This window comes from Denitraticella aggregata (assembly GCF_048158365.1).
GTDB lineage: Bacteria > Pseudomonadota > Gammaproteobacteria > Burkholderiales > Rhodocyclaceae > Azoarcus_F.
On the sequence record NZ_JBLLNL010000001.1, the window covers coordinates 421712 to 437707 of the forward strand.

Annotated in this window: 15 protein-coding genes and 1 riboswitch; of the genes, 7 read left to right on the forward strand and 8 right to left on the reverse strand. The window is 65.0% G+C overall.

All coding sequences use genetic code 11. From position 1 onward, the window contains the following. Positions 1-16: 16 nt before the first annotated feature. From ACKVEX_RS02015 to ACKVEX_RS02025, 3 genes are read right to left on the reverse strand one after another with little or no spacing between them, the layout of a single operon-like run. Positions 17-886, reverse strand: coding sequence for a methyltransferase domain-containing protein (locus ACKVEX_RS02015; RefSeq protein ID WP_473214007.1), 870 nt, complete (start codon positions 884-886; stop codon positions 17-19). After that, complete coding sequence (locus tag ACKVEX_RS02020; protein ID WP_473214008.1) at positions 883-1467, reverse strand: YqiA/YcfP family alpha/beta fold hydrolase; 585 nt, start codon at positions 1465-1467, stop codon at positions 883-885. The genes ACKVEX_RS02015 and ACKVEX_RS02020 overlap by 4 nt, the downstream gene beginning before the upstream one ends. A gap of 4 nt (positions 1468-1471) precedes the next feature. Next, positions 1472-1999 (reverse strand): DUF2478 domain-containing protein, encoded by a 528-nt coding sequence (locus tag ACKVEX_RS02025; RefSeq protein WP_473214009.1) that lies wholly within the window; start codon positions 1997-1999, stop codon positions 1472-1474. Positions 2000-2244: 245 nt separating this feature from the next. On the opposite strand from ACKVEX_RS02025, the gene ACKVEX_RS02030 reads away from it, so the two are divergent. Next, positions 2245-4041: an SLC13 family permease gene (locus ACKVEX_RS02030; protein ID WP_473214010.1), complete on the forward strand. Its 1797-nt coding sequence runs from the start codon at positions 2245-2247 to the stop codon at positions 4039-4041. A 43-nt stretch (positions 4042-4084) separates the two neighbouring features. On the opposite strand, the gene thiC is transcribed toward ACKVEX_RS02030, so the two are convergent. After that, on the reverse strand, positions 4085-6001 hold the full coding sequence (thiC, locus tag ACKVEX_RS02035; RefSeq protein WP_473214011.1) for a phosphomethylpyrimidine synthase ThiC: 1917 nt from the start codon (positions 5999-6001) through the stop codon (positions 4085-4087). Positions 6002-6140: 139 nt separating this feature from the next. Then, on the reverse strand, positions 6141-6989 hold the full coding sequence (gene thiD, locus ACKVEX_RS02040; RefSeq protein ID WP_473214012.1) for a bifunctional hydroxymethylpyrimidine kinase/phosphomethylpyrimidine kinase: 849 nt from the start codon (positions 6987-6989) through the stop codon (positions 6141-6143). A gap of 75 nt (positions 6990-7064) precedes the next feature. Beyond that, a riboswitch (TPP riboswitch) is annotated at positions 7065-7168 on the reverse strand. A gap of 168 nt (positions 7169-7336) precedes the next feature. Here thiD and ACKVEX_RS02045 point away from each other — a divergent pair. From ACKVEX_RS02045 to ACKVEX_RS02060, 4 genes are all read left to right on the forward strand, one after another. Then, on the forward strand, positions 7337-8656 hold the full coding sequence (locus tag ACKVEX_RS02045; protein WP_473214013.1) for a carbonic anhydrase: 1320 nt from the start codon (positions 7337-7339) through the stop codon (positions 8654-8656). Positions 8657-8852: 196 nt separating this feature from the next. Next, positions 8853-9506 (forward strand): protein-L-isoaspartate O-methyltransferase family protein, encoded by a 654-nt coding sequence (locus ACKVEX_RS02050; RefSeq protein ID WP_473214014.1) that lies wholly within the window; start codon positions 8853-8855, stop codon positions 9504-9506. Between the two features lie 15 nt (positions 9507-9521). Next, a complete protein-coding gene (locus ACKVEX_RS02055; RefSeq protein WP_473214015.1) occupies positions 9522-9845 on the forward strand; it encodes a rhodanese-like domain-containing protein in 324 nt (107 codons plus the stop codon). A gap of 11 nt (positions 9846-9856) precedes the next feature. Beyond that, positions 9857-11161, forward strand: coding sequence for a TolC family outer membrane protein (locus ACKVEX_RS02060; protein ID WP_473214016.1), 1305 nt, complete (start codon positions 9857-9859; stop codon positions 11159-11161). Between the two features lie 3 nt (positions 11162-11164). Here ACKVEX_RS02060 and waaA read toward each other — a convergent pair whose 3' ends face one another. After that, positions 11165-12439: a lipid IV(A) 3-deoxy-D-manno-octulosonic acid transferase gene (waaA, locus tag ACKVEX_RS02065; protein WP_473214017.1), complete on the reverse strand. Its 1275-nt coding sequence runs from the start codon at positions 12437-12439 to the stop codon at positions 11165-11167. Between the two features lie 139 nt (positions 12440-12578). On the opposite strand from waaA, the gene ACKVEX_RS02070 reads away from it, so the two are divergent. Further along, positions 12579-13589: an NAD-dependent epimerase gene (locus ACKVEX_RS02070; protein ID WP_473214018.1), complete on the forward strand. Its 1011-nt coding sequence runs from the start codon at positions 12579-12581 to the stop codon at positions 13587-13589. A gap of 5 nt (positions 13590-13594) precedes the next feature. After that, positions 13595-14392, forward strand: coding sequence for a symmetrical bis(5'-nucleosyl)-tetraphosphatase (locus ACKVEX_RS02075; RefSeq protein WP_473214019.1), 798 nt, complete (start codon positions 13595-13597; stop codon positions 14390-14392). A 38-nt stretch (positions 14393-14430) separates the two neighbouring features. On the opposite strand, the gene ACKVEX_RS02080 is transcribed toward ACKVEX_RS02075, so the two are convergent. After that, on the reverse strand, positions 14431-15189 hold the full coding sequence (locus ACKVEX_RS02080) for a lysophospholipid acyltransferase family protein (protein ID WP_473214020.1): 759 nt from the start codon (positions 15187-15189) through the stop codon (positions 14431-14433). 8 nt (positions 15190-15197) lie between these two features. Then, complete coding sequence (locus ACKVEX_RS02085) at positions 15198-15956, reverse strand: GNAT family N-acetyltransferase (protein ID WP_473214021.1); 759 nt, start codon at positions 15954-15956, stop codon at positions 15198-15200. Positions 15957-15996: the final 40 nt, after the last annotated feature.

The following is a 15996-nucleotide window of genomic DNA, read 5'->3' on the forward strand; positions in this document are numbered from 1 at the left end:
GAGCCCGGGGCTGGCCTCAGTCCACGGTTGCGACCGCGATCAGGGCCTGCGCTTCGACCGTGTAGCCGGGCTTGCCGGTCGCGCGATCCGCTTCAAGATCGTTTGCCACGGCTTCACGCAGTTTCAGTTGGGTAGCCGGCGGCAGTCTTGAGAGCGCCTCCGCTGCGCCGCCGGCAAGATCCAGAAAGGCCTGCCAATAGGCGTCGGCGTCTTCGAAGTCACACGAGAATCGACAGGTTTCGACACGGATGGCGGTGAATCCAGCCGCGCGCAGCTGGGACTCCAGCACACCGGGCGAACCGAAGCGGAACACCGACGGCCGTTCTACCCTGGGGCGGGGCAGCAGGCGCGCGATGCAGTCCTGGGCGCGACCGATCAATGGCACCGACTCGCGCGGACCCCACACCGACACGGCTATTTGCCCTCCGCTTTTCAGTACGCGCCGCATTTCGGCCAGAGCCTGTTGCGGGTGCGGAAACATGAAAAGCGCCAGCCCAGCCAGCACCCGATCGAAACTGTCGTCCGCGAAACAAAGCCGCTCCGCGTCCGCGGCGGCGAACGAAAGCCCGTCGGGCAGGGGGGCCTCCCTCGCATGTTGCTGTCGGACCTCCATCGCGTGCGCCAGCATCGCTTCGGCGATATCGGTTGCGACCACCCAGCCATCCGGTGCCACGCGCGTCGCTGCGTCGGAGGCGAGCAGGGCCGGACCGCTGGCCAGGTCGAGCACGTGCATTCCGGGATGAAGCCCTGCCGCATCGAGGAGTGCGACGGCGAGATCGGCACGCAGGTGCGCGCCGGCAGCATAGCGTGCCGCGATACGATTGAATCCGGTCCGCTCCTGCGCCTTGAAACGCATCGCGTCGAAATCCGGCGTTTTCGCGCTCATTGGCGCAGTCCCGCAAAACGCAGCACGTCGTCGATGTAGTCGGTCCAGTGCGAGAAGCCGTGATCGCCGCCCTCGATCACGGTCTGGCGCGCCCCCCTGTACTTCGCGACCGCATCGCGGTAGTCGAGGAGTTCGTCGCCGGTTTCGACCAGCAGCCAGTAGCGTTCCGGGTGCGTGATCGATGCGACGTCGAGTGTCTGCAGTTCCGCGATGTGCCGATGCGTGAAGTCGAAGGATTCGCCGGTATAGAGATTGGTCTGGCGGCCGACCCAGGCCTCCAGCGCAGCGGGTGCGACCACTGCCGGATTGACCAGGGCCGCCCGCAGGCCGTGCGTTTCGGCAAGCCAGGTGGCGTAGTAGCCGCCAAGCGAACTGCCGACCAGCGTCGGTGGACGCTGCGGGTCACGCTGACGCGCGCGATCGATCTGCTGTTCGATCAATTCTATCGACGCCTGTGGAGAAACCGGCAACTGCTCGCACCAGAATTCATCGGCCAGTCCGAGTTCCGCCATCCGTTTCTTCATCGCGGTGGATTTGATCGATGCCGGAGCCGATCGGAAACCGTGCAGATAGATGATCATGGCGTCATGCCTGTCCCTGCAGCGCATCCCACCACGCGAGGATGCTGTCCGCATCCGGGGTCAGCAGCGTGGAGGCGCCGCCGGTGAAATCCTGCCATTCGGCCAGAAAACGCTCCCCGACCGCGGTCAGCAGCGGTACGCCGGCCATGACCGCGACCCCCATCTCGGATCGAAGGCCCGAGCCTGCCGCCTCCTGCGCGCCGAACTTGTTGATCATGACCAGCGCGGCGCCGTCGTCCACCGCGCGCCGCACCGCCATTGCGGCATGGGCGAGCGACGCCGGATCGAGCCGGCAGGCCTCGGAACCGCTTCCGAGCTCCTGGGATAGCGAAAAGCGTTCACCGCTGTCCAGATCCTCGAGTTCCATCGCGCAGGGGTCGTCGATCACGGTCGCGATGTCGTGCTGCAGGACACCCCCGAGCCTGACCCCGCGGGCGCGAAGCGTGCGCGCGACGCTGGTCAGCATCGATTCGATGTTGTCGGTGGGCTTGTAGACGACAGCCGCGATCGGTGCGAGGGATTCTTCGGACATGACGCTGAGAACCATGGTGGCGATGGGGAATTGTCTCATTCACGCGCATCTCGCGACAGTCCCGAACCGCGCATTTCGAACATTGGCCCGCCCACGGACATGCGCGGGATCGTGCGCAGTCAGGAAACATTGGAATGTTACTAAAAGAGAATATTCAAGTGATCTTTAATTCTTTCGCGTCGTAAGGGCTGTGCGCTATCGTGTGGCGCTTGTTCTGATCCCCTGCGCGAGGGAGCGCTCACCTGGTGCCCGAAAATCTGCAGCCGTTGATCGTCGGCCTGATACTTGTCGGTTTGTTCGCGACTTTCATCCGCGAGTGGCTCAAGCCCGATGTCGCGGTGATGAGCGCGGTCGCGGTGCTGCTCGCGCTAGGCCTGCTCGCGCCGGGTCAGGTGCTGTCGGTGTTCGGCAACAGTGCGCCGATCACGGTCGCCTGCCTGTTCATCATCAGCGGTGCGCTGAGTCGCACCGGCTGCGTCGACCGGCTCGGGGACTGGCTGGGTGCGATGGCCGGGCACAGCGAGCGGAGGATGCTGCTGGCGCTGCTGCTGGTCGGCGTCCTCGTGTCGCCGTTCATCAACAATACACCGGTGGTCATGGTCATGATCCCGGCGGTCATCGCGCTTGCGTCCCGCCAGGGAACGTCGCCGTCGCGCCTGCTCATTCCCCTGTCCTACGCGACGATCCTGGGCGGTCTGGTGACGATGGTCGGTACCTCGACCAACATTCTGGTCGATGGTGTGGCCCGCGACATGGGCCTCGCGCCCTTCCACATGTTCGAGATCAGCGCGCCGGCGCTGCTGCTGGCGCTGGTCGGCTGTGTGTTCATGTATTTCATGGCGCCGCGCTACCTGCCTTCACGCGAGACCCTGACCCAGCAATTTACCGGCAGTGGCGACCGGCTCTTCATGACCGAGCTGTTCGTGCCCGAAGGCTCGAGGCTGGCCGGGCGCACGCTGAAGGATGCGCGGCTGTCCAAAGGCACGATACAGGTACTGAGGCTCTTTCGCGGCGACGACGAGATCGCCTCGCCGCCGCCGCAAACCCGGCTGATGGTCGGCGACCGGCTGGTGGTGCATAGCCGCAGCAGCGCGATGATGGATCTGCGCAGCACCGATCTGGTCGGCCTGCAGGCCAAGGGCACCGACAGCCATGACCTGGAGACCCTGCGCCGGCGCGGGGTCGTCATGGTCGAGGCGATCGTCGGGCAGACCTCGCGTTACGTGTCGCGACCGATCCGCGATCTGGATCTCGCCGCCCGCTATGGCATCCATCTGATCGCGGTGCACCGCAGGGATGCGTCCATTCAGGACGTCGGCGACGACTTCCAGCTGCAGTTCGGCGACGTCCTGCTGGTCGAAGGCACGCCGGCGCAGATCAAGCGCTTCTGCGAGAACGGGGATCTGTTCGCGATCACCGAGGGACGCGCACCGGCGAATCGGCAGGCAAAGGCGCCGATCGCGCTCGCGACCATCGCCGGCGTGATGCTGCTGGCCGCCTTCAAAGTGATGCCGATCGAGGGGCTCGCGATGATCGGCGCGGCGGTCGTCGTCGCGACCGGCTGCATCCGTTCGGACGAGGCCTACAAGGCGATAGAGTGGCCGATCATCATCCTGATCTTCGGCATGATCGCGATCAGCATCGCGATGCGCGAGTCCGGGCTGGCCGACCTGCTGGCCACGTCGCTGGTCGGTGCGGGCGTGGGGCTGTCGCCGTGGATGATGCTGGCGATCGTGATCCTGATCACGTCGATCGCGACCGAATTCATCAGCAACAATGCGGTTGCGGTGCTGTTCACGCCCATCGTGATCGGCGTCGCGCAGCAACTCGGGGTAGACCCGCGCCCCTTCGTCGTCGGCGTGATGTTCGCGGCCAGCGCGAGCTTCGCGACCCCGATCGGCTACCAGACAAACACGCTGGTGTACAACGCCGGCAACTACCGCTTCACCGACTTCGCGCGGCTGGGAATTCCGATGAACCTGATCGTGTGGATCGTCGCGAGTCTCGTCATTCCGCTGTTCTGGCCGCTGACCGCGAGCTGAATCGTCGCGGTCAGCGGGTTCCGGATGGCGAGCGGGATCCTCCTCAGGCCTTTCGATACACCTCGGCGCCGCCCTTGACGAACTCGACCGCCTTCTCCTCCATACCCTTCCTGAGTGCTTCGGCCTCGTCGATCCCCTGTTTCGCCGCATAGTCGCGCACGTCCTGCGTGATCTTCATGCTGCAAAAGTGCGGGCCGCACATCGAGCAGAAGTGCGCGACCTTGGCCGAATCCTTGGGCAGGGTCTCGTCGTGGAACTCGCGTGCCTTGTCCGGATCGAGGCCCAGGTTGAACTGGTCGTCCCAGCGGAATTCGAAACGCGCCTTGGACAGCGCGTTGTCGCGGATCTGTGCGCCGGGATGCCCCTTGGCCAGGTCGGCGGCGTGGGCGGCGAGCTTGTAGGTGATGATGCCGACCTTGACGTCGTCCTTGTTGGGGAGGCCGAGGTGCTCTTTCGGCGTGACATAGCAGAGCATCGCGGTGCCGTACCAGCCGATCTGCGCCGCCCCGATGCCGCTGGTGATGTGGTCGTAGCCGGGTGCGATGTCGGTGGTCAGCGGGCCCAGCGTGTAGAAGGGGGCCTCCTTGCAGTGCTCGAGCTGCAGGTCCATGTTCTCCTTGATCAACTGCATCGGCACGTGGCCCGGGCCTTCGATCATCACCTGCACGTCGTGCTTCCACGCGATGTCGGTGAGCTCACCCAGGGTCTTCAGCTCGCCCAGCTGCGCCTCGTCGTTGGCGTCATAGATGCTGCCCGGACGCAGGCCGTCGCCGAGGCTGAACGCGACGTCATAGGCCTTCATGATTTCGCAGATCTCTTCGAAGCGCGTGTACAGAAAGCTTTCCTTGTGATGCGCGAGACACCACTTGGCCATGATCGAGCCGCCGCGCGACACGATGCCGGTGAGCCGGTTGGCGGTCAGTGGCACGTATTGCAGGCGCACGCCGGCGTGGATGGTGAAGTAATCCACGCCTTGCTCGGCCTGCTCGATCAGGGTGTCGCGGAAGATCTCCCAGGTCAGCGCCTCCGCCCTGCCGTCGACCTTCTCCAGCGCCTGGTAGATCGGCACCGTGCCGATCGGCACCGGGCTGTTGCGGATGATCCATTCGCGGGTTTCGTGGATGTTCTTGCCGGTGGACAAGTCCATCACGGTGTCGCCGCCCCAGCGGATGGCCCAGGTCATCTTGTCGACCTCCTCGCTGATCGACGAGCCGAGCGCCGAGTTGCCGATGTTGGCGTTGATCTTCACCAGGAAGTTGCGGCCGATGATCATCGGCTCGGACTCGGGGTGATTGATGTTGTTGGGGATGATGGCGCGGCCGCGGGCGATCTCGTCACGCACGAACTCCGGCGTGATCTCGGCCGGGATCGATGCGCCAAAGTTCTGACCCGGGTGTTGGCGGGTGAGCATCGCCGCCATCTTCTGTCCGGTCGGGCCCGCATTCTTCAAGGATTCGACGTATTCCATGCGGCGCAGATTCTCGCGAATGGCGACGAACTCCATCTCGGGGGTGATGATGCCGCGCCGTGCGTAATGCATCTGCGTGACGTTCATACCGGGCTTGGCGCGGCGTGGTTGGCGATGCAGGCCGGGAAAACGCAACTCGTCCAGCGTCGGGTCGGCGGCGCGCATGCGACCGAACTCTGACGACAGACCCTCCTGTACCTCGGTGTCGCCACGCTCCTCGATCCACCCCGCGCGCAGCGCGGCCAGGCCCGAGCGAACGTCGATGCTGGCCTGCGGGTCGGAGTATGGGCCCGAACAATCGTAGACGTAGATCGGCGGATTGGGCTCGGCACCCATCGATGCCGGGGTGTCGGATTGCGAGATCTCGCGCATCGGCACGCGAATGTCGGGGCGACTGCCTTCGACGTAGATCTTGCGCGAGTTCGGCAGCGGCGCGATTGCGGCTTCGTCGACATGGGCGTCGGCGGCGATGAATTTTTCGTTGGCGTTCATGAGGTCTCCGGGTTTCTCGAGGTTTGCAGGCCGGGGGCATGCAGGGGGTGACGGGGTTTTGCGGTCCAGCGTGAAAGGTCTGGGGCGTTTGGTCGGGTGATGTGCGCGGAATAATGCGGTGCTGTCGTCCGTATGATCGTCAGATCTGATCGTGTGTGCGCCATAGCGCGTGGAAGTGATGCACCGGCCCGTGGCCGCTGCCCACGGCGAGCGCGGCCGAGGCGGCGATCGCGCGTAGCAGGTAGACGCGTGCTTCGCGCACGGCCGCTTCGACCGGACGCAACGCATCGGCGCGCTGCGGCAGCAACGCGGCGATCGCCGATGACAGTGTGCAACCGGTGCCGTGGGTGTTGCGAGTGTCGATGCGCTGTGCGGGCAGTTCGATCATGCGGTCGCCGTCGAAGAGCAGGTCCATCAGCTCGTTGCCGGGCAGATGTCCGCCCTTCAGCAGCACCCAGCGTTCGCTGGCGGTCGGCAGCATTTCGCGCAGGCGTTCGGCCGTCCTGTACATCTCCTTGACCGACTCCGGGGCGCGCGATTCGAGCAGCACGCCCGCCTCCGGCAGGTTGGGGGTGATCATGAAGCTCGCCGGCAACAAGGCTTCCCGCAACATCGCGACCGCGCTCCTGGCCAGCAGATGGTCGCCGCTCTTCGCGACCATGACCGGATCGCAGACCACGCGACGCGCCTTGAAGTGGGACAGGCGGTCGGCGACGGTGCGCACGATGTCGGCAGTGCCGAGCATGCCGAGCTTCACTGCGTCGATACGCACGTCCGAGAACAGTGTGTCGATCTGCAACTGCAGGAAGTCGACCGGCGGGGTGTGGACCCCGGTGACCGCCTGCGTGTTCTGCGCGGTCAGGGCGGCCACGACACCGCAGCCATAGGCGCCGAGGGCCGAGAACGTCTTGACGTCGGCAAGAACGCCGGCGCCCCCCGACGGGTCTACACCGGCGATACTCAACACATTGGGGACGGTGGCTTTCAAGTCTGAATCTCCACGAATCGGGGGCTGCACCGGCAAGACGGTACCCGGACGAAGCGTGGAAAGACGACGGAATCAGGGATGGACATCGCGTTTCCCTACGCCGGTGCGAGCCGGATCAGGTTCCAAGGGTATTTCTCAGCCCGCGGTACGACGCACGGCGGGCACCCCTAACGAAGCCTCGAGCCTACTCCTGCGCCGTGCGTATTTCAAGCAGGCCGAGTCGCCGAGGGGCCAGCAGTCATCCCCAGCTCGCTGCGCCGTGATCGGCAAGACTTTTTCGGTTGGCGCTAAAGATCGGCGACAATCCGGCCGATGATGATGCATTACGCTGCGAGTCCTTGCCCCACATGAAAACCTTCGCTTCTGCGGCGATGCTCATCCTGCTGACCGGCGCAACCGACCTCGCCGCCCAGGATTCCTGGGAGACGCTGATGCGCGACCGAAACCGTCAGGTCCAGATCGACCGTGCCAGCATCATCCAGGCGGACGCCGGCACGCGCGTGGCCTGGGCGCGGGTGGTGCTGATGCCGGCGGAAGCTGCGACTGCGGGCTACATGACGGCTCAGGCGCTGAATCGTTTCGACTGCGTCAATCGCAGTTTCATCACGGTGCGCCGCCGCTATCTCGACGCCCGAAACATCGTGGTGCGCGAGGAGAGCATCGCGGACCCGAAGCCGGTGCTGGTGTCGAGCAATACCGTGGATGAGCGTCTGTGGCGCGAAATCTGCCGCCCGCCTTCGGTTGCGGATCTGCAGCGGATCGCGGACGATCCGGCGCGTCGGCCGGTTTCGCCTTCGAGGCCGCAGGTGCAGGCCGAGCCCGCGCCGGTGCGCGACGCGTCGCCTTCTCCGGCGGCTCGCACGCCCGCAGTACCTGTCGATGCCCGGCCGGCTGCGGCTGCGCCCGCGACCCGATCCGCGCGTGCGCCATCCGATCCGTCGCGGCTGACGCCGAGCGTCCCATTGCCGGCGGCCGCCGCAACGCCGCCGATGGTCGAGTGGAGTTACCACGGTGAGACCGGTCCCGCGCACTGGGGCCGGCTGAGGCCGGACTGGGCCTTGTGCGACAGCGGCATGCGCCAGTCCCCCGTCGATCTGCGCGATGGGATTGCGGTCGATCTCGAGCCGGTATCGTTCGACTATCGTCAGACGCGATTCATGGTCACCGACACCGGCAGGACGCTGGAAGTGATGGTGGGGGCCGGCCTGGGCGCGGACATTCGCGGTCGGCGTTTCGAACTCGAACGGATCCGGTTTCATTCGCCATCGGAGATGCGCATCGACGGTCAGGTGCACGAACTCGGCCTGCATCTGCATCACCGCGATGCGGATGGGCGTCACGCCATCGTGGCGATCTCGATCGATGGCGGTGGCACGCCTCATCCGGTGATACAGGCCCTGTGGAACAGCCTGCCTCTCGATCGGGGTGCCTATTTCATGCCTCAGGCGACGATCGACATTGCGGCCTTGTTGCCTGGCAGTCAGGCGCATTATCTGTATCTCGGTTCGCTGTCCACGCCCCCTTGCTCGGAGGGTGTCACCTGGGTCGTGCTGAAGGAGCCCGTCCGGATTTCGGATGATCAACTGGGAATCTTCAGACGCCTCTACGCCAACAACGGCAGACCGGTCCAGCCGCTCAACGATCGGATCGTTCTTCAGTCGCGCTGAACGGAGCCGGCCGCGTGGAACACGCGTTCCCGTGCGCCTCGCCCGGCCGCAGCTCAGAACGCGTCGGGGTTCTTGCAGTGCATCATCCGCGTCGGCAAAGCCGCCAAGCTGGGATAGAATATCGGGCTGAAACAAAGCTCGCGGTCTCGGACGGCCAGCAGCTAGAGTGCGCTCATATTCCTTCAGGAAGCCGACAATGAATTTCGAACAAGCCCGTTTCAACATGGTCGAGCAGCAGATCCGTACCTGGGAGGTGCTGGATCAGGATGTGCTCGATCTCCTGATGACGGTCCGGCGCGAGGAGTTCGTGCCGGAAGCCTATCGGAACCTCGCATTCGCCGACGTCGAGATCCCGATCGGTTGCGGCCAGGTCATGCTGAAACCGGTGATCGAGGGCAAGGTCCTGCAGGCGCTGCAGATCGGGCGCTCGGACTCGGTACTCGAGATCGGTGCAGGATCCGGCTTCTTTGCGGCGCTGCTGGCGGCCCGGGCGGAATGGGTCCGAAGCCTCGAGATCGAACCGGGACTGGTCGATCTCGCCAGCGCCAACCTCGATCGCTATGGCGTCGAGAACGCCACCGTGATCGAAGCGGACGGCGCCGACGGGCTGGCCGGTTCGGGGCCCTACGACGTCATCGTCGTATCGGCTGGCATGCCGATGGTGCCGCGCAGTCTGCTCGAGCAGCTCAAACCAGGCGGACGCCTGTTCGCATTCGTCGGCGAGGCGCCGGTGATGAAGGCGCGATTGATCACGCATCTGGGCGAGGGTCGCTTCAAGGCCGAGGATATTTTCGAATCGTTGGTGCCGATGCTCAGGAATGCGCGTCAGACCGAACACTTCCGTTTCTGAAATCCGGGATCCACGATGAAGCAGCTCAGCCCCTTGGAACTTTCGGCCTGGATGGCCGACGATTCACGCCGCAAGCCGGTTCTGCTCGATGTGCGCGAACCCTGGGAGTTCCAGCTCTGCCACATCGCGGGGTCGGTGCACATTCCGATGGCGACCGTTCCGGCGCGTGTTGGCGAGCTCGATCAGGACGCAGAGATCGTCGTGATCTGTCATCACGGCGGACGTAGCGCGCAGGTCGGCATGTTCCTGGAGCATCAGGGCTTCCCCCGCGTCATCAATCTGTCGGGCGGCGTGGCGGGTTGGGCCGTGCAGGTCGAACCCGGCATGCCGCAATACTGAATGGAGTCACGATGAAGCGCTTGCTCGCAGTCGCTGTGGCCAGCCTCTTTTCCGCCACGGTTTGGTCTTCGGATCTGCTCGACGTCTATCGTGACGCGCTCGTGAACGACCCCCAATATGCCGCGGCGAGAGCCGAGTTCGAGGCGGGGCGGGAGTTCGCGGTGCAGGGGCGGGCCGGCCTGTTGCCGAACATCGAGGCGGTCGGCGACGTGTCCCGCAATCGTTTCGACCCGGACGGCGCGCGCTCCCAGACCTTCACCACCGACAACTTCGGTGTGGAGCTCAGGCAGCCGATCTATCGGCGGCAGAACTGGATCGTCGCGGATCAGGGGGCATTGCAGACCGAACTGTCCGGGGTGCAGTTCGGTCTCGCGCATCAGGACCTGATCCTGCGGGTATCCGAGGCTTATTTCAACGTTCTCAATGCGCAGGACAATCTCGATGCGGTCACACAACTGCGCACCGCTGCGCAGGAGCAGCGCGAGATCGCCGAAACCAGCTTCGAAGTCGGCACGGTCACGATCACCGACGTGTATGAGGCCCAGTCGCGTTACGATCTTGCGGTCGCCCGCGTCATTGCGGCCGAGAGCGAGCTGGAACTCAATCGTCACAACCTGGCCCGGATCATCGGGCGGGAACCTGATCAACTGGTGGGATTACGCAGCGGCATCGTCGTTAATCCCCCGTCGCCGAACCGTTCGGATGAGTGGGTGGCCGCTGCGCAAACAGGCGCATTTGGCGTGCAGACGCAGCAGATCGTGCGCGAGATCGCGACACGTGAGGTCGAGCGCACCCGTGCCGGACATTATCCGACCCTGGATCTGGTCGCGTCGCAGGGATGGCCGAATCGCCAGTCGGGGGGGGTGTCATCCTCTACCAATCGAAGCAGCGATACCCGGGTCGGCGTGGTGCTGAGGCTACCTATTTTCGAGGGCGGTGCGATTACATCGCGTGAGCGCGAGGCGGCCGCGCTGTTGGTCAAGGCCGACTCCGATCTGGAGAATGCGCGGCGCAACGCTGCGTTCGCGGCTCGCGATGCGTATCTCGGGGTCAGCAGTGGGTTGGCTGAGATTGCGGCGCTTGAGGCCGCCGAGGTGTCGTCGCTGTCGTCGGTGGAGGCGAATCGCCTCGGCTACGAGGTCGGCGTGCGGATCAACATCGATGTGCTCGATGCGTTGACCCAACTGGCCGAGACCCGGCTCAGTCTCGCAAGCGCTCGCTACAACACCGTGTTGTCGCACTTGCGCCTGAATGCCGCGGCCGGCACGCTGGGCCAGGACGATCTGCAAACTGTGAATGCCTTGCTCGGCGAATGACTGTCACGGGTCGGATCGACGCGGCATCAGTTCCTCTATGATCTCGATCGTGCGTGCGGTCGCGCCCCGGTGAGCGGCCGCGAACGTCTGGCCTGCGCTCCCGCAGCGGTCGCGTACGTCCGGGTGTGCGAGCAGGTCGAGCGCCACCCGGATCGCGTCGTCCGCGTCTGGCGAGCGTAGCGCCGCGCCGCAGTCAACGGCCTGGTCCGCGACCAGCGAAAAATTGAACGTGTGTGGGCCGATGATCACCGGCGTGCCAACCGCGCAGGCTTCGATCAGATTCTGTCCGCCGAATGGCAGCCAGCTTCCGCCGATCAGCGCGATATCGGCGCCGGCGTAGTAAGCGAACATCTCACCCATCGAATCTCCGAGCCAGACCCGGGTGTCCGCATCCACCGGGGTGCCGTCGCTGCGCATCTGCAGTGTCAGACCGCGCTCGCACACGAGTTGCGCCACCGCGTCGAAGCGCTGCGGGTGCCGTGGCACCAGCGCAAGCAGAACCGAGGCGGGTGCCTGGCGTATGAACGCATCGAGGATCAGCGTCTCCTCGCCGTCGCGCGTGCTGGCCGCGAGCACCACCGGTCGTCCTCCGAAACGCGTGCGAAACGCCCGTCCGAGGACGAGCAGCGCCTCCGGCGGCTTGATGTCGAACTTGATGTTGCCGGTCACCGACGGAGCGTTCGCACCGAGCCGGCGCAGTCGCTCGGCATCGTCGCCGGTCTGCGCGCCGAAGGCCGAGATCGCGCCCAGGGTCATGCGGGTCAGTGCCGGCCAGCGCGCATAGCGACGCGCGGAGCGTTCGGACAGGCGCGCATTGGCGAGCACAACCGGAATCCCCCTGGTCTGACAGCCGAGCAGCAGATTCGGCCACAGCTCGGTCTCCATCACGATGCCGATCACCGGCCGAAAATGATCGAGGAAGCGCCCCACCAGCAACCCGGCGTCGTAGGGCAGATAGACCGTCCGCACGCGCGCTTCGTCGCCGAAAAGGGTCGCCGAAGTGTCGCGTCCGGTCGGGGTCATGTGGCTCAGCACGATGGAGTGATCCGGGTAACGCGCCAGCATCGCTCGCACCAGAGGTTCGGCGGCACGGGTCTCCCCGACCGACACGGCGTGGATCCACACCGACCGGTCCGGACCGGCGTCAGTGTAGCGCCCGAATCGCTCGCCGACATGCTGCAGATAAGCCGGTTGCCTGCGCGCGCGCCAGGCCAGACGTGGCAACACCAGCGGGAGCAACAAAAGCCACAGGAGGGAGTAGGCGACGCGCAGCAGCATGGATGAGCCTGGTTCAGTCAGGGCTGCAGTATAAAGGGGGGCGGCTGCCGCTGCGCGTCCCGCGCTTTGCCGGCCCGCGTATGTGGTGATGACAGACCGCTGTGCGATAATCGGTGGATTATCACCCAGACCAAAAATCATGAAAATTCTCGTGACCGGCGCCGCCGGATTCATCGGCATGCATGTCGCCCAGGTCCTGCTGGCGCGTGGCGACCAGGTGGTCGGACTCGACAACCTGAACGACTATTACGATCCGAAACTCAAGCAAGACCGGCTGGCGCGGCTGATGCCGCACCCGGCGTTCCGCTTCGTCAGGATGGATGTAGCCGAACGCGCCGGAATGGAATGCCTGTTCGCCGAGGAGCGCTTCGACCGCGTGGTGCACCTCGCCGCCCAGGCCGGCGTGCGGTACTCGCTCGAGAACCCGCATGCCTATATCGACAGCAATGTCGTAGGCTTCATGAACGTGCTCGAGGGCTGTCGCCACAACAAGGTCGCGCATCTGGTGTATGCGAGCAGTTCCAGCGTCTACGGGGGCAACACTCGCATGCCGTTCTCGGAGCATGACAGCGTCGACCACCCGGTCAGCATGTATGCGGCGACCAAGAAGGCCAACGAACTGATGGCGCACACCTACAGCCATCTTTACGACCTGCCGACCACGGGCCTTCGCTTTTTCACGGTGTATGGCCCTTGGGGGCGGCCGGACATGGCGCTGTTCCTGTTCACCCGCGCGATGCTGGAGGGGCGTGCGATCGACGTCTTCAATCATGGCCGCATGCGACGTGATTTCACCTATGTCGACGACATCGTCGAGGGCGTCATCCGCACGCTGGACCGTATCGCGGAGTCCGACCCGGGCTTCGACTCCGATCGCCCGGATCCGGGTCGAAGCAGTGCGCCTTTCAGGGTGTTCAACATCGGCAACAACAACCCGGTCGAACTGATGGCCTTCATCGAGGCGATCGAGCATGCGCTGGGTGTCAAGGCCGAGAAGAACATGCTGCCGCTCCAGGATGGCGATGTGCCGGCCACCTTTGCCGACACCGACGAGCTCAATGCGTGGACCGGCTTCGCGCCGGCGACCAGCGTCAGTGACGGCGTCGGGCGCTTCGTCGCCTGGTATCGGGAGTATTACGGGCACGGTTGAGCGGCATGGCGGTTTACGCAATCGGTGACATTCAGGGCTGCTACCGGCAGTTCGGGCGTTTGCTGGAGAAGCTGCGCTTCGATCCGGTCGTCGACCGGCTGTGGCTGGTCGGCGATCTCGTCAACCGCGGCCCCGAGTCGCTGCAGGTGCTGCGGCTCGCACGCGAGCTTGCGGACGCATCGACCGTCGTTCTCGGCAATCACGACCTGTACTTGCTGATGGTCGCGGCGGGCTTTTCCCGTCGTGGCAAGGACGACACGCTCGCACGCGTACTCGAAGCCCCCGATCGGGACGAGCTTCTCGACTGGCTTGCGCATCGTCCGCTCGCGCATGCCGAGAACGGCTTCCTGATGGTCCATGCCGGCGTATTGCCGAACTGGTCGGTCGCGCAGACGCTTGCGCTTGCAGCCGAGGTCGAGACTGCGCTGACCGGGCCGGCGTCGCATGCTTTCCTGCTGCACCTTCAGGGCGACAAGCCCGACCGTTGGGCCGACACGCTGCGCGGTCAGGACAGGTTGCGCTTTGTCGTGAATGTGCTGACGCGGATGCGCTTCTGCACGCCCGACGGGCGGCTGGCGATGCGCGCGAAGGGGCCGCCGGACAAGGCTCCACCCGGCACATTGCCATGGTTTCGGGTGCCCCAGCCCGCGTGGTCCGGCCAGACCATCGTGTGCGGCCACTGGTCCGCGCTGGGTTACTACCGCCGGGACGGACTGATCGCGCTCGATTCCGGCTGTGTCTGGGGGGGCAAGCTGACCGCAGTACGGCTCGAGGACGGCGCGGTCTTCCAGGTCAACGCCTGAGCTCAATCGTAGTCGCGGCTGTGCAGCGGCGCATCGGGTCAGGCGCCCACATGGGCGGCGATCGCATCGCGTGCCGCGACTGCGAGTTCCCGTCGCCTGAGGCCGTTTCGGGTGGACATAGGCGTGTGGCTATCGAGGCAGGCGATCAGTCCGGGCTGGCGGATGATGGCCGCGACGCATTGGCCAAGACTTATGTCGCCATCGTAGGCCGGTGCCGCGCAGTAGCGATCGTCCGGTGTCCGATAACGGATCGCGATGGCCTGCACCGGGTGGCCGCATTCGATCGCCGGCTGAAGCAGCGCGGCGTGGAAACGCAGCACATGCGTGCCATCGGTGGTCGTCCCCTCCGGGAAGATTCCGACATTGTGTCCGTCGTCGAGCAGCGCGCCGATCTCCGCGTTGATGATCTTCGCGTGCCCGCGGCTGCCCCGGCGCAGGAATACCGTGTCGTTCCGGGCAGCCAGCCATCCGATCAGCGGCCAGTCGCGAACTTCCGATTTCGATACGAAGGCGGTCGGCACCAGCGCATTGATCGCGAAGATGTCCAGCCAGGACACATGGTTGGCCACCAGCATGCATCCCGGCTGAATGGCAGCCCCGCGCGCGTCGAGCTTGACGCCGAGAATCGCAAGCAGGCGTTTGGACCAGCGTTGCCGGATTCGCTGATGCGTGCCGCCGTCGCTAAGCGGGTAGATCAGTGCGACCGTCAGCACGCCCTCCACGACATGGACTCCCAGCCGGACATAGCGCCACGCGCGCCCGGGCAGCGCACGTGCAAGCTCATCGGTGGCGTTCAAACACTTTCTCAGTCCCGGTTTCCCATGAAATGTCTGGCGTACTTCTGGTTCAGCCGGCTCATCGGCATCATGATAGCCAGGTCCGCCGTATTGAAGTCCGGATCCCAGGCCGGTTCTCCACAAATCCACGCCCCCGCGCGCAGGTAGCCCTTGAGCAACGGCGGCGTCTCGACATTCAGATCGCCGCGGAGTCTGTCCAGTGGCAGCGGATTGCGCGGAAAGACCCGGTATTCCAGTGGGCCCAGATGTTCGCGCCTGAGCAGATTATACAGACTGGCCGCCGTGCGGCCGCCGTCGGCCATCGTGACCGACGCGCAGCCGATCAGGTAGTCGTACCCATTCTCGCGCATGTAGCGCGCGAGGCCCGACCACAGCAGCGCGATGACCGCGCCGTTGCGGTAGTCGGGATCGATGCAGGAGCGTCCGATCTCGACGATGCGGTCCTTCAGATGGTGCAAACGGGTCAGGTCGAATTCGTTCTCGGAATAGTAGCCACCGACCCGGCGTGCCGCGCCGGGTGACAGGATGCGGTAGGTTCCGACGATGCGGCCCTGATCCTCGTCACGAACGATCAGGTGCTCGCAGTAGGGATCGTAGATGTCGCGATCCACGCCGGGTATGCGGGTTCGCAGGCGGGCGCCCAGCTCGTCGGAGAAGACCCGATAGCGCAGCTTTTGCGCCTCGAGGATCTCGGTCTCGCAGGTTGCGATCGCGGTATGGAGTTTGCGCTGGGGCCGGATGAAGCTTTGTCGGGCTTGCTGGAGCATGACGCAGGTCCTGTAGCGTTGGGTCGCCCCATTGTCGAAA

Bases quoted from the DNA above. Each gene is read 5' to 3' on its own strand.
- ACKVEX_RS02015 (WP_473214007.1), bottom strand. From the start codon at position 886: ATGAGCGCGAAAACGCCGGATTTCGACGCGATGCGTTTCAAGGCGCAG.
- ACKVEX_RS02020 (WP_473214008.1), bottom strand. From the start codon at position 1,467: ATGATCATCTATCTGCACGGTTTCCGATCGGCTCCGGCATCGATCAAA.
- ACKVEX_RS02025 (WP_473214009.1), bottom strand. From the start codon at position 1,999: ATGTCCGAAGAATCCCTCGCACCGATCGCGGCTGTCGTCTACAAGCCC.
- thiC (WP_473214011.1), bottom strand. From the start codon at position 6,001: ATGAACGCCAACGAAAAATTCATCGCCGCCGACGCCCATGTCGACGAA.
- ACKVEX_RS02045 (WP_473214013.1), top strand. From the start codon at position 7,337: ATGAAAACCTTCGCTTCTGCGGCGATGCTCATCCTGCTGACCGGCGCA.
- ACKVEX_RS02050 (WP_473214014.1), top strand. From the start codon at position 8,853: ATGAATTTCGAACAAGCCCGTTTCAACATGGTCGAGCAGCAGATCCGT.
- ACKVEX_RS02055 (WP_473214015.1), top strand. From the start codon at position 9,522: ATGAAGCAGCTCAGCCCCTTGGAACTTTCGGCCTGGATGGCCGACGAT.
- ACKVEX_RS02060 (WP_473214016.1), top strand. From the start codon at position 9,857: ATGAAGCGCTTGCTCGCAGTCGCTGTGGCCAGCCTCTTTTCCGCCACG.
- waaA (WP_473214017.1), bottom strand. From the start codon at position 12,439: ATGCTGCTGCGCGTCGCCTACTCCCTCCTGTGGCTTTTGTTGCTCCCG.
- ACKVEX_RS02070 (WP_473214018.1), top strand. From the start codon at position 12,579: ATGAAAATTCTCGTGACCGGCGCCGCCGGATTCATCGGCATGCATGTC.
- ACKVEX_RS02075 (WP_473214019.1), top strand. From the start codon at position 13,595: ATGGCGGTTTACGCAATCGGTGACATTCAGGGCTGCTACCGGCAGTTC.
- ACKVEX_RS02085 (WP_473214021.1), bottom strand. From the start codon at position 15,956: ATGCTCCAGCAAGCCCGACAAAGCTTCATCCGGCCCCAGCGCAAACTC.